Raw genomic sequence first — 14,335 nt, 5'->3', positions numbered from 1 at the left:
GGAAGGTGTGCTCAGGACTTGTGGCCGGACGCGTGCCAGCTGCCGACCAGCAGTCGGGACAGGATGCCGAACGCGGAGAACACGGCGACACCGAAGAGCGACGCGATCACGATCGCGGCGATGAGATCCTCGGATTGGAGCCGGCTGCGGAACACGTCGAGAAGCGTGCCGATGCCGGGCTCGCCCTTGGCGAAGAACATGTCTCCGATGATCGCGCCGACCACGACGAGGCCGGACGCGGTGCGAATGCCGGTGAGAACGGCGGGCAGTGCCGCGCGAAGTTCCAGCTTCACCAGGCGATCCCATCGGGATGCCCGGCCGAGAGTGAACAGTTCGTGGAGGCCGCGGTCGACGGACTGGAGTCCGAAGTGAGTGTTGGTGATGATGGGAAAGGCGGCGATGAGGACGCACACGAGTGTGCGGGCCGTCATCCCGTAACCGAACCACAGACCGATCAGCGGGACGATCGCGAGGATCGGAATCACCTGGAGCACCACGGCGTACGGGTAGACGATCCGTTCGATCCACTTCGCGCGGCTCATCAGGACCCCCGTACCGACTCCGACGAGCACGGCCACGACGAAGCCGACCAGCGCGACGCGGGCAGTGACGGCGAGGGCCTCGAGCATCGGGGACAGGTGCTTCCAGTCCAGGAGCGACTGCGTGAGAACGCGATTCGGCGGAGGAAGGAGGAACTGTCGTTCGGGGGAGAGGACGAACCAGCTCACCGCGGACCACAGGACGAGTGCTCCCGCCAGCGACAGCACGGGAAACAGCAGTCCCGCGGCCACCCTGACCGTTCGCGGCCGCCGCGCCGAGGGGCCGCTCGGCTCCGTGACGGCCGGGGTCCGCGCGCTCACGATGGGACGGGGCAGGACAGGTGCTTCGGTCATCGTGTGCTCCCGTGCAGGCTGTTCGAGATCTGGGCGACGTACTCGGTGTACTTCGGGTCGAATCGCAGTTCGGGGCTTCGCGGGTGAGGGAAGTCGATGTCGATGACCGAGGCGATCCGTCCGGGCCGCGCGGTCATGACGACGACCCGGTTGGCGAGGTACACCGCCTCGGACACCGAGTGGGTGATGAACATCGACGTGAACCCCTTCCTGCTGTACAGGCTGTGGAGTTCGACCTGCATGTCGAGCCTGGTCAACTCGTCGAGTGCCCCGAACGGTTCGTCGAGCAGCATCACCTCGGGTGCGAGTGTCAGGGCGCGGGCGAGCGAGACGCGCATCTTCATTCCGCCGGACAGCGACCGGGGCAGCTGGTCGGCGAAACCGTCCAGTCCGACGGCGGCGATGGCCTCGGCCGCCCGTGCCCTCCGGACCGCCGCGTCGCCCCGGCCGAGTTCGGCCGAGAGTTCCACGTTGGCGCGTACGGTCCGCCAGGGCAGCAGGGTGGGTTCCTGGAAGATGAACCCCACGGAGTCGGTGGCCAGAGCCACGGATCCGTCGGTCGGACGTTCCAGTCCGGCTGCCATTCTCAGCAGTGTCGACTTCCCGCAGCCCGAAGGTCCGACCACGGCGACGAAGTCGCCGCGGTGGACGTCGAGGTCAATGCCGTCCAGTGCGACGGTTCCCGTGTCGAACCGTTTCACGACGGTGCTGAAGGCGATCGCGACGTCGTGTGTGAGCCGGCGTGCGTCGACGTCCTGCGTCGTGTCGGCGAGTCTCATCCCAACCTCCAAGGTGGCCGTGAAATGCATGCAAAGAATGGATAGTTCGATGAAAAGAGTCTGGATTGCATGCATGTCGTCCGGGTTGCGGAGTGTTAACACGTGGTGACATGTGGTCGAGCGTGCGCGGAATGCAGAGTAAGTAGACGTGATAGGGAGCGGGAGGGCGTCAGTTCACGTGAATGAAACAAAACCGATATTGCATGTAATCAGACCGGGTGCACACTTGGCGCACCGGTCGCCGACGCGTGGAGTCGGCACCGAATTCCCTTGGTCGTCATGAGTGTTCACCGCGGCTCCGCGGTACCCGGCGACCACCGACTTCGATCGTGTTCGCGAGGAGAACGATGAACCGCAACAGCAGGACCCTTCGGCAGGCGGGCATGTCCGCCGTCGTGCTGGCCACACTCGGCCTCTCGGCGTGCACTTCGTCCGACGGCGGCAGCGCCTCCGGGGTCACCCTCGAACCCGCGGCCGAATCGCAGAACCTCGCCGGGGTATGCCCGGAGAACGTCGTGGTCCAGCTGCAGTGGCAGCCGCAGTCGGACATGGGTGGGCTGTTCCGGATGCTCGGCCCCGGATACGCCGTCGACGCCGACGACAAGTCCGTGACAGGACCGCTGGTGGCCGACGGCAAGGACACGGGGGTGGATCTGACACTCCGCGCCGGCGGTCCGGCGATCGGCTTCCAGTCGGTGACTTCGCAGATGTACGTGGACGATTCGATCGCACTCGGCGTGGTTCACGGGGATCAGGTGATCGCCGCGGCCGCGAGCCAACCGGTCGTGGCGGTGACGCCGCTCCTGAAGTACAGCCCGGCGATCCTGATGTGGGATACGGAGACCCACCCGGACTGGCGGACCGTGGCCGACATCGGAAAGTCGGATGCCTCCGTCGTGGTCTCGAAGGAACAAATGTTTCCCCAGTGGCTGGTGGCGCGGGGTCTGCTGAAGGAGTCGCAGCTCGACACGAGTTACGACGGCGCGCCGTCCCGGTTCGTCGGGGATCCCGCCATCGCGCAACAGGGTTTCGCGAACTCGGAGCCGTACACCTACGAGTACGAGACACCCGCCTGGGACAAACCGGTCGCCTACGACCTCCTGAAAGACTCGGGCTTCGACATCTACGCGTCCAACGTCTCCGTCCGCGCGGACAAGGTGGAATCGCTGACGCCCTGCCTGCAGAAGCTGGTGCCGATCATCCAGCAGTCCACCGCCGACTATGTCACCGCTCCGGAGTCCACCAACGAGGCCATCGTGGACGTCGTGTCCCAGGACTCCTCGTTCTCGCCTTATACCGAGGGCGAGGCGGAGTTCAGTGCGCAACTGCTGAAGGACGAAGGGCTGATCGCGAACGAGGCCGACGGATCGGTCGGAACGTACGACATGGCGCGAGTGCAGGGGACGGTCGACGAACTGAAACCGATCCTCGTCGCCGGTGGTGCCGCGATCCCGGATTCGCTGACCGCGGAACAGATCTACACGAACCGATTCACCGATCCCGCGATCGGGATCAGCTCTCCGTAACGTCCATCTCGATCAGGACGCGACGCAGCAACTTGCCCGTCGCGTTGCGGGGAAGTTCCTCGATGAAGATGACCTCGCGGGGCACCTTGTACCGCGCCAGGTTCGACTTGACGTGGGCCTTCAACTCGTCGGCGTCCTTCGCGGATCCCGGGCCGGGTACCACGAAAGCCCTGAGGCGATGGCCGAATTCGGAGTCCTCGACACCGATCACAGCGGCCTCGAGCACGTCCTCACGGTCGGCGAGCAGGTTCTCGACCTCGAGGGGGTAGACGTTCTCGCCGCCGGACACGATCATGTCGTCGTCCCGGCCGTCCACGAAGAGGAGGCCGTTGCGGTCGAAGTGGCCGACGTCGCCGGTGGACAGCAGACCGTTGATGCGCTCCTTGTCGCGACCGTCGGTGTATCCGGAGAAGCTGAGACCGCTGGCGACGAAGATCCGTCCGACGGTCTCGGGTTCGGTGATCCGTTGACCCGACTCGTCATAGAGTTCCACGTGGCAGGTGACGGGTGCCCGCCCCGCGGTGCCCGGCGCCAGCGCGAGGTCGGCCGGAGTCGCGACGGTGGCGACGGCGACTTCGGTGGAGCCGTACAGGTTGTGGAGGACCTCGCCGAAAGCGGCGGTGGTGCGTTTGCAGAGGTCGGGGGAGAGGGCGGACCCGGCCGCGAAGATGATCTTCAGGCTCGACGTGTCGTACTTGGCCAGGGTCTCCGGCCCGAGGTCGATGATGCGCTGCAGCATGGTGGGAACGACGACCAGTGTGTCGCAGCGGTGCTTCTCGACCAGGCGGATCGTGTTCTCCGGATCGAACTTGCGATGCATCACCACGGTCTGGCCCAGTGCCAGCGCGAGTGCGAACTGGGAGACTCCCGTCCCGTGGAACGCGGGGGCCGCCATCATCATCGTCTGCCCGCGTCGCAGTGGAACCCGGTCGAGGAACTGGGCCGACGCGAGCGGCGACGTGTGTCCGCGGGGAGCGCCCTTCGGTGTGCCCGTGGTGCCGCTGGTGAGGAGGACGAATCCGCCCTGAGTGGACGGCGCGGGCAGCGAACTGCGGTCTCTGCCCTCCATCACGTCGTCGAGCGTGCGGACCTGGGACGTCGAATCGTCCTCCGCCCAGGAGCGATAGGCGATGACCTCGTCCGGAAGGGCTTCGGCGACCGCGTGGAACTCGTCGTCGTACACGAACGCCTGAACCTGCTCGCGGGCGGCGACGTCGACGAGTTGGGGCCGGGCGAACCCGGTGTTCATCAGCACCAGCTTGGTGCCGTTCTTGGCGGCGGCGAGCATCGTCAGGACCAGGCCCCGATGATTGCGGCACATGCATCCCATGACGGAACCGGGAGTGATGCCGTCGGCCTGCCACGCCCGCACCAGGGCGTTGGACTGCTCCTCGATGTCGGTGTAGGTGAGCGAGCCGCGCTCGTCGATCAGGGCCACCGCATCCAGTCCGGCCTCGGCATTGGCGTGGACCGGCCCGGCGAACGGACCGTACTTCCGCACGGCCAGAATCGATCGGACGCCCTGGTCGACGCGGGGAAAGGGAACGAGGCCTGCGCGGTTCATCACCCGCACAGCTCCCACGGTGTCCGTGATCTTGGTGAGGAAGTGCTGAGCTGGCATGGAGAACCCCTCCGGCTGCAGTGACGGATTTCCCGTCCAGCGTAGATGACGAGAGGGGTCCGGCCGCGCGGTCCGGTGAAGCCGGGCGTCCCGCACGAAGAAGCCCCCGCCGCAGCTGAGTGCGGCGGGGGCTACACCCCTCGATGAAAGTCCCCCCTCGAGCTGCTACTTCAGCTCGGCGGACGACTTTCCGAGCAGACGGCGAGCGACGATCAGCTGCTGGATCTGCTGCGTTCCCTCGAAGATGTCGAGGATCTTGGAATCGCGCGCCCACTTCTCGAGCAGCGGGCGCTCCGAGTAGCCCAAGGTGCCGGCGAGTTCGACGGCCTTGAGGGAGATGGCGGTTCCGGTGCGACCGGCCTTCGCCTTCGACATCGATGCTTCGAGAGAGTTCGGCTTCTTGTTGTCCGCCATCCACGTTGCGCGCAGCGCGAGCAGGTAGGCGGCTTCCCAGTCGGCCTCGAGCTGCAGGAACTCGGCGGCGGCCGCGTGCTGGTTGTACGCGGGAGTGTCGTAGGAGATCTCCACACCGGCGTCGGAGAGGATGCTGCGTAGTTCCTCGAGCGCGGCGCGGCCGAGGCCGACCGCCATGCCGGCGACGATCGGACGGGTGTTGTCGAACGTCTGCATGACGCCGGCGAAGCCCTTCTCGACGTTGACCTCCGGCGTGCCGAGCAGGTTGTCCTTGGGGATCCGGCAGTCCTGCAGCAGCAGGACCGCGGTGTCGGACGCCTTGATGCCCAGCTTGTGCTCGAGGCGGGCGACGCTCAGGCCCGGGGCGTCGCGCGGGACGACGAACGACTTGATCGCGGCGCGGCCCTTCGTCTTGTCGACGGTGGCCCACACGACGATGTGCGTGGAGCGCTCGCCGGCCGTGACGAAGATCTTCTCGCCGTTGAGCACGTACTCGTCGCCGTCGAGCACCGCGGTGGTGGTGACGGCGGCGGAGTCGGAACCGAAACCGGGTTCGGTGATGGCCATCGAGGCCCACACCTTGCCGAAACGCTCGAGCTGCTCGTCGGTGGCGACGGCGGCGATGGCCGAGTTGCCGAGGCCCTGGTACGGGATCGCCAGTGTGAGACCCACGTCGCCCCAGCAGGTTTCGATGACGTTCATCAGCGACGACATGTTGCCGCCGTTCACGTTCCCGATGACCTTCGGCTCGTCGCCCCGTCCGAGGGCGGCGCCCGCCGCGCCCTTACCGGAGTCGTTGAGTCCCTCCACCATGGCGGCCATGGTGTCGAGTTCCTTGGGGTAGGCGTGCTCCGCGAGATCGTACTTGCGGGAGATCGGCCGGAAGATTTCCGCGGCGACCTGGTGCGCCTGATTCGCGGAGGCTTTGAGCTTCTTGGGAAGTTCGAGGTTGATCATGACAGTTTCCTTAGTTCGAATCCGGCCGCTCAGATCAGGACGATGCCCTCGGCGACGCCGACGGCGCGCAGATCGCGGTACCAGCGCTCCACGGGATGTTCCTTGGTGTAACCGTGGCCACCGAGCAGCTGGACGCCGTCGAGGCCGATCTGCATGCCCTTCTCGGATGCCAGCTTTCGGGCGAGGGCCGATTCGCGGGCGAAGGAGAGCCCCTGCTCGGCGCGCGAGGCGCCGCGCAACGTCACCAGACGCAGGCCGTCGAGTTCGATGCCGATGTTCGCGACCATGAACGCGACCGCCTGACGGTTGCTGATCGGTTCGCCGAACGCGACCCGCTCGTTGACGTACGGGATCACGTAGTCGAGAACGGCCTGTCCGGTTCCGACCGCGAGCGACGCCCAGCCCAGGCGGGCCAGCCGGATGGCGTCGGCGTATTCGGCCTTCCGGACGTCGGCGTCGGCGTCACCGAGCAGACCCGACTCGGGCACTGCGACGTCGGTCAGGTTGAGCCGGCCGAGGCCCGCGGCGCGCAGACCCATGCTCGGGTCCGCCTCGACGACGAGCCCCTTCGTGTCGGCCTCGACGATGAAGAAGGAGGGCTTGCCGTCGAGTTCGGCTGCCACGATGAACAACTCCGACGACGCGGCGGCGGGAACGAGGCTCTTGACGCCGTTGAGCTTGTAACCGCTGGGCGAGCGAACCGCCTTGGTCTGCAACGCGAACGGATCGAACAGTGCGCGGGGCTCGTTGACGACCACGGCGGCGTTCGGAACCTGCTCGCCCGTGAACGAGGGCAGGTAGGTCTTCTGCTGGGAGTCGGTGCCCCACTGGGTGAGGGCGACGGCGACCCCGCTCGGCGCGAGGATCGGCAGGGCGAGTCCCATGTCGCCGTGGGCGAGAGCCTCGGCGACGAGGGAGTTGGTGACGGCCCCGCGCTCACTGGCGGCCCCGTCGAGTTCCTCGGGAACATTGATCAGGGTGATGCCGAGTTCGGCGGCGCGCTTCACGAGATCCGCAGGGGCCGCGGCGGCAGCGTCGGCGTCGTGGCCCGCGGGTCGCAGGATCTCGGCCGCGAACTCCCGCACGGTCTCGACGATCATCTGCTGCTCGTCGCTCGGGGTGAGGTCGAAGTAGCCGGCCTTGGCGGTCGGGTTGTCGGGGAGGCGCTTCGGCGCACCGCCGCCGGACACCTTCTGGAACCCGCGGGTCGCGGCGCCGAGCGTCTTGAAGCCGGTCTTCGTGCCTTCGTAGGTCACCCGGTCGATCGTCTGGCGCAGGTTGTACTTCTCGGCCAGATCGGAACCGGTGATCTTGGTCAGCACGCGCATCGCGGCACCCATGGCGTCGCGCTTGACCGGATTCAGTCCGACGGCGGACGTGTCGCGGGGCTTCCGCTTCGCGCTGTCGTTGGGGGCAACAGTGTCTTGCTTGCTCATGATCACCAGCTGTTTCTCGGTGTTCGGGCGTGGACACGATCTATCTTACTCAGCAGTAAGGTAGGTGTCTACTATCGAGTAAGTTCGAGTGCCTGCGATCGTCCGCGGAAGCGTCCCGGCGCCTGTTCGGGGAGGAGGTGGCGGCGAATCCGCACCCACGGTGAAGCGGGTGATCGAGATCCGCGCGATTCGTCGGCTCCGTCCCCGCCGGGGCGAGTCGAGGGACGGCGCGAGCGAGGGCGGAATCGGCTCGACCGAGCAGCGGTTCGCCGCAACCCCAGGTGGGGGTCCTGCGACCAGGCAGGATCCCGAACCTGCCCGCGCGTGCGGTGGGCGTGAAGTAGCGGCCCCGGAATCGTCGACGGTGGACGCGGTCAAACGGTGGAATCGGGGAGTCTCGCGGCCGAGGATGGCGGAGGCGGACTCCTCTGTCGGAGTCTTGTCAGAACCCGCTGTCTGTGCCGGCCCTTACGTCAGTTCGAGCGCAGACGGGACAGCGCCTCGTCGTGCAGCAGCGTGTTGGTGGCCAGTGCGCTGCCTCCGTGCGGGCCGTCGGCGCCGGCGAGGTTGGTGAAGCGGCCGCCGGCCTCGCGCACCAGAACGTCGAGGGGCGCGAGGTCCCACAGCGACACCTCGGGCTCGGCGGCGATGTCGACAGCGCCCTCGGCGAGCAGGCAATAGGAGAAGAAGTCACCGAAGCCCCGGACCCGCCACACGTCGTCGGTGAGGGAGAGGAACTGTTCGCGGATGCCCAGTTCCTTCCATCCCGACAGGCTCGAGAATGTGAGGCTGGCAGATCCGAGTCGGTCGACGGCGGAGACGGCGAGGCGAGTGGGCTCCGATCCGTCGAACGTCGACCAGGCGCCCGCGCCCGAAGCGGCCCACCAGCGGCGTGCGAGTGCCGGGGCGCTCACCACGCCGACGGTGGGAACGCCGTCCTCGAGCAACGCGATCAGGGTGGCCCAGATCGGGACGCCGCGGACGAAGTTCTTGGTCCCGTCGATCGGGTCGACCACCCACTGGCGTCCTGTGAACTGCGCGTCGCCGCCGAACTCCTCACCCAGGACGGCGTCGGCGGGCCGCTCGGCTTCCAGCGTCGCGCGCACTGCCCGTTCCACGGCCAGGTCGGCGTCGGTGACCGGGGTGAGGTCCGGCTTGTCGTCGACCGACAGGTCGAGCGCCCCGAATCGGGCCCTGGTGATCGCGTCCGCCTCGTCCGCGATTCGGAGGGCGAGTTGCAGGTCGGCGTGGAGGTCGGTCACGGTCGCCCAGATTACTCGTACCGCTTACTCCTGCCGCGCAGGCGCGAACTCAGTCGATCTTCACTTCGGCGAGTTTTCCGGTGGCGACGTCGAAGACGAATCCGCGAAGGGACGTGGTCGCCGTGATGAACGGGCTGGACCGGATGCGGCGCAGCGACTGCCGGACGTCCTCGTCGAGGTCGGAGAACGCCTCGGCCGACCAGGCCGGCTTGATACCGACCTCGTCCTGGATGGACTTCTTGAAGTCGTCGTCCGTGAACGTGAGCATTCCGCAGTCCGTGTGGTGGATGAGGATGATCTCGGTGGTGCCGAGCAGTCGCTGGCTGATCGCGAGCGACCGGATCTCGTCGTCCGTCACCACACCGCCGGCATTGCGGATGACGTGCGACTCACCCTCCTGGATGCCGAGGGCCCGGTAGACGTCCAGACGCGCGTCCATGCAGGCGAGGACGGCGACGTGCTTGCTCGGGGGGAGGGGGAGCGGCCCGGTGAATCCGGCGGCGTACTCCTCGTTGTTCTTCAGGTACTGGTCGGTCACGGTCATCGTCGACTCCGTCCGGAATGGCGGCACAAACATGTGCGTACTCGTGCATGTAACAAGGAGCGTCCGGGGTGCGCAAGGGTTCGACTCGACGTGAACGGAAGGGGTGACTTCGGCAGGGAAGCAGGGGTGAGAGGGCCCGCGCGCGCACCCGGTAACCTTGGGAACCGTGCATCCCGACGTATCCGCAGACCTCAGCGAGCTCGACACCACCCTCCGTACCGTCGAATCGGTGCTGGACGTGGAGGAGTTGCGCCGCCGCATCGACGAGCTCGAACACCAGGCCGCCGATCCGGAGCTGTGGAACGACCAGGAGCACGCCCAGCAGGTCACCAGCCAGCTCTCGCATTCGCAGGCCGAACTGCGCCGCGTCGAGGAACTGCGGTCGCGGCTCGACGACATGCCGGTGCTCTACGAACTCGCCGAGGACGAGGGCGCGGAGGCCATCGCGGACGCCGACGCCGAGCGGCACAGCCTGCGCGAGGACATCGCCGCGATGGAAGTCAAGACGATGCTCTCCGGCGAATACGACGAGCGTGACGCGCTGGTCAACATCCGCTCCGGCGCGGGTGGCGTCGACGCCGCCGACTGGGCCGAGATGCTGATGCGCATGTACGTCCGCTGGGCGGAGAAGCACGGCTACGGCGTCGAGGTCTATGACACGTCCTACGCGGAAGAGGCCGGCATCAAGAGCGCGACGTTCGCGGTCAAGGCGCCGTACAGCTACGGAACCCTGTCCGTCGAGATGGGCACGCACCGGCTGGTCCGGATCAGCCCGTTCGACAACCAGGGTCGCCGCCAGACGTCGTTCGCCGAGGTCGAGGTCCTGCCCGTGGTCGAGACCACCGACCACATCGACGTCAACGAGAACGACGTCCGCGTCGACGTGTACCGATCCTCGGGGCCCGGTGGGCAGTCCGTCAACACCACCGACTCCGCGGTCCGGTTGACGCACATCCCGACAGGCATCGTCGTGACCTGTCAGAACGAGAAGTCGCAGCTGCAGAACAAGGTGTCGGCGATGCGCGTTCTGCAGGCCAAGCTGCTCGAGGTCAAGCGCAAGGAGGAGCGCGCCGAGATGGACGCGCTCAAGGGCGACGGCGGCAGTTCCTGGGGCAACCAGATGCGGTCGTACGTGCTGCACCCGTACCAGATGGTCAAGGATCTGCGCACCGAGTACGAGGTCAATAACCCGTCGGCGGTGCTCGACGGTGACATCGACGGATTCCTCGAATCGGGCATCCGCTGGCGGATGCGCGAGAATCAGGCGTCCTAATACCTATGGAAGCGACGGCGGCGATGTTCGCTCCCACCCAGAACCTGCTCGACTGGCTCTCGTCGACGGGGCTTGCGGTGTCGCTCACCGTCCTCGGGGCGATCCTGATGGCGCGATTCGTCAGTTGGGGCGGCAGCAAGGTCACCGACCGGATCGACAGTAACTACATGCAGGGCGACGCTCTTGTGCGGTCCGAGGCGACCAAGCATCGGCACTCGGTGGCGCAGGTGATCACCTGGGTGATCATCACCATCATCTACGTCATCGCGACGATGAAGGTGCTGGATCAGCTGAGCCTGCCGATCGGCAGCCTGGTGGCCCCGGCCACCGTGCTCGGTGCGGCGCTCGGTTTCGGCGCGCAGCGCGTGGTGCAGGACATCCTCGCCGGCTTCTTCATCATCACCGAACGGCAGTACGGGTTCGGCGACACGGTGCAGCTCGCGGTGACAGGGTCGTCGGAAGACGCCGAGGGTGTGATCGAGGACGTCACGCTCCGGGTCACCCGGATGCGGAACTCGGACGGTGAGGTCATCACCGTTCCCAACGGCCAGATCGTGAAGGCGATCAACCTGTCCAAGGACTGGGCGCGCGCCGTGATCGACGTTCCCGTCCCGGCGACGTCGGACATCAACCGGGTCAACGAGGTGCTGCACCAGGTCGGTGTCGAGGCCTTCGCGGATCGCGGGCTGAAGAAACTACTGCTCGACGAACCGACGGTGATGGGAGTGGAGAGTCTGACGGTCGACGAGGTCAGCGTTCGCGTCGTGGCGCGAACCCTGCCGGGTAAGCAGTTCCAGGTGGGGCGCGCACTGCGCGTGCGCATCGCCACCGCGATGAGACGGCAGGGGATCACCGTCGAACCGGACCTCCAGACGGTCCGGGCAGCGGAGGGCGAGGGATGACCGACGAACCCCGGCGCGGACTGGACCGGATTCTGCACTCGTCGTTCCTTCCCGCGAAGATCTTCGGCGGACGGGTACGGACGTCGACGCTGGTGCTGTGCATCCTCTGGGTGGTGCTGTACACGTTGTACACGTACCTGAACCCTGTCGAAGAGGTGGTCCAGGGACCCGTCGCGCCGGCAGTCGTGCCCACCCGGGAAGCGCCCCTTCAGGAGACCACGCTGCCGACATCGGAGATCGAGACGACGACCGAGTCGACGTCGGAGACGGTCACGACCACCGAGACGACGCCCGAGCCGACCCCGCAGGAGACGACGCCCACCGGGACCAGTCAGGTGACGTCGACCCCGACGTTGCCGTTCGGGATTCCCAACCCGTTCCCGCCTCCGCCGACGGGCACACCGCCGACCACGTCTTCCGTCCCGACGACGTCGGCGACACCGCCGAGTGGGCGATGACGTCCGCGCGTCGCTCCATTTGGTCACTGTTCGATAACGTCTAGACTGGCTCCTCGTGATCAGCGTCGAGAATGTGTCGAAGTCGTACAAGACCTCCACGAGGCCCGCCCTGGACAAGGTGAGCGTCGAGGTGGACAAGGGCGAGTTCGTCTTCCTCATCGGCCCGTCGGGCTCGGGAAAGTCGACCTTCATGCGCCTGCTCCTCAAGGAGGAGTCGCCGACGTCGGGTGACATTCACATCGCGGACTTCCACGTCAACAAGCTTTCCGCCCGGCGCGTGCCGAAGCTGCGGCAGAGCATGGGCGTCGTCTTCCAGGACTTCCGGCTCCTGCAGAAGAAGACCGTGTCCGAGAACGTCGCGTTCGCGCTCGAGGTGATCGGGAAGCCCCGCGCGATGATCTCCCGGACCGTCCCCGAGGTGCTCGAGATGGTCGGGCTGTCCGGGAAGGCGGACCGTCTCCCCACCGAACTGTCGGGCGGTGAGCAGCAGCGTGTCGCCATCGCGCGTGCGTTCGTGAACCGGCCGCTGGTGCTGCTGTGTGACGAGCCCACCGGAAACCTGGACCCGGAGACCAGCCAGGACATCATGCTGCTGCTCGAACGGATCAACCGCACCGGAACGACGGTGGTGATGGCCACCCACGACCACCACATCGTCGACTCGATGCGCCGTCGGGTGGTGGAGCTGGACCTCGGCAGAGTGGTGCGCGACGAGGCTCGGGGTGTGTACGGCGTGGGGCGTTAGCCGCCCTCCCTGCACTCCAGCTTCAGTATTGTCCCCAAGTCTCCTACGAAGGACTCTGATTCCCCGATGCGTGCCAGTTTCATTTTCAGTGAGGTCCTGACCGGCCTCCGTCGCAACGTCACCATGACCATCGCGATGATCCTCACCACCGCGATCTCCCTCGGCCTGTTCGGCAGCGGGTTGCTGGTGGTGCAGATGGCCGGCAAGACCCAGCAGATCTTCCTGGACCGCGTCGAGGTGCAGATCTTCCTCACCGACGACATCTCCACGTCGGACCCGGGGTGTGAGGGTGAGATCTGCAAGACGCTGCGCACCGAGCTGGAGGAGACGCCGTCGGTGGTGTCGGTGGAGTACCTCAACCGGGACGACGCCGTGAAGGACGCGACGGAGCGGGTGTTCAAGGATCAACCCGAGCTCGCCGCACTCGTCAGCCCCGACAGCTTCCCGGCCTCGTTCAAGGTCAAGCTCAGCGACCCCGAGCGCTTCGGCGTGATCAACGAGAAGTTCGGCACCCGCCCGGGAGTCGAGAGCGTCCTCAACCAGCGCGAGCTGGTGGAGCGGCTGTTCAGCGTCCTCAACGGCGTGCGCAACGCGGCGTTCGCGATCGCGATCGTGCAGGCCGTGGCGGCAATCCTGCTGATCGCGAACATGGTTCAGATCGCGGCATTCACCCGGCGCACCGAGGTCGGCATCATGAGGCTGGTCGGAGCCACCCGCTGGTACACGCAGTTGCCGTTCCTCCTCGAGGCGGTGGTCGCCGCGCTGGTGGGTGCCGTCCTCGCCATCGTCGGCCTGTTCACCGCGAAGAACATGTTCATCGACGACGTGCTCGCGGACGTCTACGAGGCCAACATCGTGGCCCGGATCTCCAACAGTGACGTGCTGTTCGTCTCACCGGTGCTGATCCTCGTGGGCGTCGGAATGGCGGCGGTCACCGCGTACGTGACCCTGCGCTTGTACGTCCGCGAATAATTCGGCTTGCCTCTTCTCCTATGCTGGAGGGTACGAACTGTTCACCTCGGACATCGCGGACTGAAAGGCCCGGAACGTGAAGGAAAAGGGCCGCAAGGTCATTGCGACCAATCGCAAGGCGCGTCACAACTACACCATCCTCGACGTGTACGAGGCGGGGATCGCCCTCGTCGGTACCGAGGTGAAGAGTCTGCGCGAGGGCAAGGCGTCGCTGGTAGACGCGTTCGCCACCGTCGACGACGGTGAGGTCTGGTTGCGCTCACTGCACATTCCCGAATACACGCAGGGCACGTGGACCAACCACGCGCCGCGCCGTACCCGGAAGTTGCTGCTGCACAAGCGGGAGATCGAACACCTCGTCGGCAAGACGCGGGAGGGAAACCAGACTCTGGTTCCCCTGTCCATGTACTTCTCCGACGGCAAGGTCAAGGTGGAGCTCGCGCTCGCGAAGGGTAAGCAGGACTACGACAAGCGCCAGGATCTGGCCAGGCGGACCGCCGAGCGCGAGGTGACCCGCGAACTCGGCCGCCGAGTCAAGGGCATGCGCTGACGT

14 protein-coding genes are annotated in these 14,335 nt (G+C 66.5%); 7 read left to right on the top strand and 7 right to left on the bottom strand.

The annotated features are described in order from the left end of the window. Positions 1-11: 11 nt before the first annotated feature. Together AZG88_RS03885 and AZG88_RS03880 are read right to left on the bottom strand one after the other, a co-directional pair. Positions 12-893 (bottom strand): ABC transporter permease, encoded by an 882-nt coding sequence (locus AZG88_RS03885; protein ID WP_061041157.1) that lies wholly within the window; start codon positions 891-893, stop codon positions 12-14. Continuing rightward, on the bottom strand, positions 890-1,672 hold the full coding sequence (locus AZG88_RS03880; protein WP_025432312.1) for an ABC transporter ATP-binding protein: 783 nt from the start codon (positions 1,670-1,672) through the stop codon (positions 890-892). Before AZG88_RS03880 ends, AZG88_RS03885 begins: the two co-directional genes overlap by 4 nt. 347 nt (positions 1,673-2,019) lie before the next feature. Here AZG88_RS03880 and AZG88_RS03875 point away from each other — a divergent pair, with 347 nt between their 5' ends. Then, entirely contained in the window at positions 2,020-3,198 is a 1,179-nt protein-coding gene (locus tag AZG88_RS03875; RefSeq protein WP_061041156.1) for a hypothetical protein, read from the top strand. On the opposite strand, the gene AZG88_RS03870 is transcribed toward AZG88_RS03875, so the two are convergent. The 5 genes from AZG88_RS03870 to AZG88_RS03850 form a co-directional block, all read right to left on the bottom strand. Continuing rightward, positions 3,185-4,819 (bottom strand): acyl-CoA synthetase, encoded by a 1,635-nt coding sequence (locus tag AZG88_RS03870; RefSeq protein WP_025432314.1) that lies wholly within the window; start codon positions 4,817-4,819, stop codon positions 3,185-3,187. The two genes, AZG88_RS03875 and AZG88_RS03870, sit on opposite strands and share 14 nt — an antisense overlap. A gap of 165 nt (positions 4,820-4,984) precedes the next feature. Continuing rightward, entirely contained in the window at positions 4,985-6,190 is a 1,206-nt protein-coding gene (locus tag AZG88_RS03865) for an acyl-CoA dehydrogenase family protein (protein ID WP_005240205.1), read from the bottom strand. A 29-nt stretch (positions 6,191-6,219) separates the two neighbouring features. Next, positions 6,220-7,632 (bottom strand): acyl-CoA dehydrogenase family protein, encoded by a 1,413-nt coding sequence (locus tag AZG88_RS03860; protein WP_025432315.1) that lies wholly within the window; start codon positions 7,630-7,632, stop codon positions 6,220-6,222. Between the two features lie 467 nt (positions 7,633-8,099). Continuing rightward, entirely contained in the window at positions 8,100-8,888 is a 789-nt protein-coding gene (gene hisN, locus AZG88_RS03855) for a histidinol-phosphatase (RefSeq protein ID WP_005240212.1), read from the bottom strand. A gap of 49 nt (positions 8,889-8,937) precedes the next feature. After that, positions 8,938-9,432, bottom strand: coding sequence for a beta-class carbonic anhydrase (locus AZG88_RS03850; protein ID WP_005240214.1), 495 nt, complete (start codon positions 9,430-9,432; stop codon positions 8,938-8,940). A gap of 166 nt (positions 9,433-9,598) precedes the next feature. Here AZG88_RS03850 and prfB point away from each other — a divergent pair, with 166 nt between their 5' ends. The 6 genes from prfB (at position 9,599) to smpB (ending at position 14,332) form a co-directional block, all read left to right on the top strand. Further along, on the top strand, positions 9,599-10,705 hold the full coding sequence (gene prfB, locus AZG88_RS03845) for a peptide chain release factor 2 (RefSeq protein WP_005572212.1): 1,107 nt from the start codon (positions 9,599-9,601) through the stop codon (positions 10,703-10,705). 5 nt (positions 10,706-10,710) lie between these two features. After that, entirely contained in the window at positions 10,711-11,607 is an 897-nt protein-coding gene (locus AZG88_RS03840; protein ID WP_061041155.1) for a mechanosensitive ion channel family protein, read from the top strand. After that, positions 11,604-12,065, top strand: a complete 462-nt coding sequence (locus AZG88_RS03835; protein ID WP_005240220.1) for a hypothetical protein — start codon at positions 11,604-11,606, stop codon at positions 12,063-12,065. The genes AZG88_RS03840 and AZG88_RS03835 overlap by 4 nt, the downstream gene beginning before the upstream one ends. Positions 12,066-12,120: 55 nt before the next feature. Continuing rightward, positions 12,121-12,810: a cell division ATP-binding protein FtsE gene (ftsE, locus tag AZG88_RS03830; RefSeq protein ID WP_005240222.1), complete on the top strand. Its 690-nt coding sequence runs from the start codon at positions 12,121-12,123 to the stop codon at positions 12,808-12,810. Between the two features lie 66 nt (positions 12,811-12,876). Then, positions 12,877-13,782, top strand: a complete 906-nt coding sequence (gene ftsX, locus AZG88_RS03825) for a permease-like cell division protein FtsX (RefSeq protein ID WP_005240225.1) — start codon at positions 12,877-12,879, stop codon at positions 13,780-13,782. Between the two features lie 76 nt (positions 13,783-13,858). Then, a complete protein-coding gene (smpB, locus tag AZG88_RS03820) occupies positions 13,859-14,332 on the top strand; it encodes an SsrA-binding protein SmpB (protein WP_005240226.1) in 474 nt (157 codons plus the stop codon). The last annotated feature ends 3 nt before the right edge of the window (positions 14,333-14,335 follow it).

The organism is Rhodococcus sp. LB1, assembly GCF_001583455.1.
Classification (GTDB): Bacteria; Actinomycetota; Actinomycetes; order Mycobacteriales; family Mycobacteriaceae; genus Rhodococcus_F; species Rhodococcus_F opacus.
This window is presented reverse-complemented; position numbering and strand designations above follow the sequence as displayed.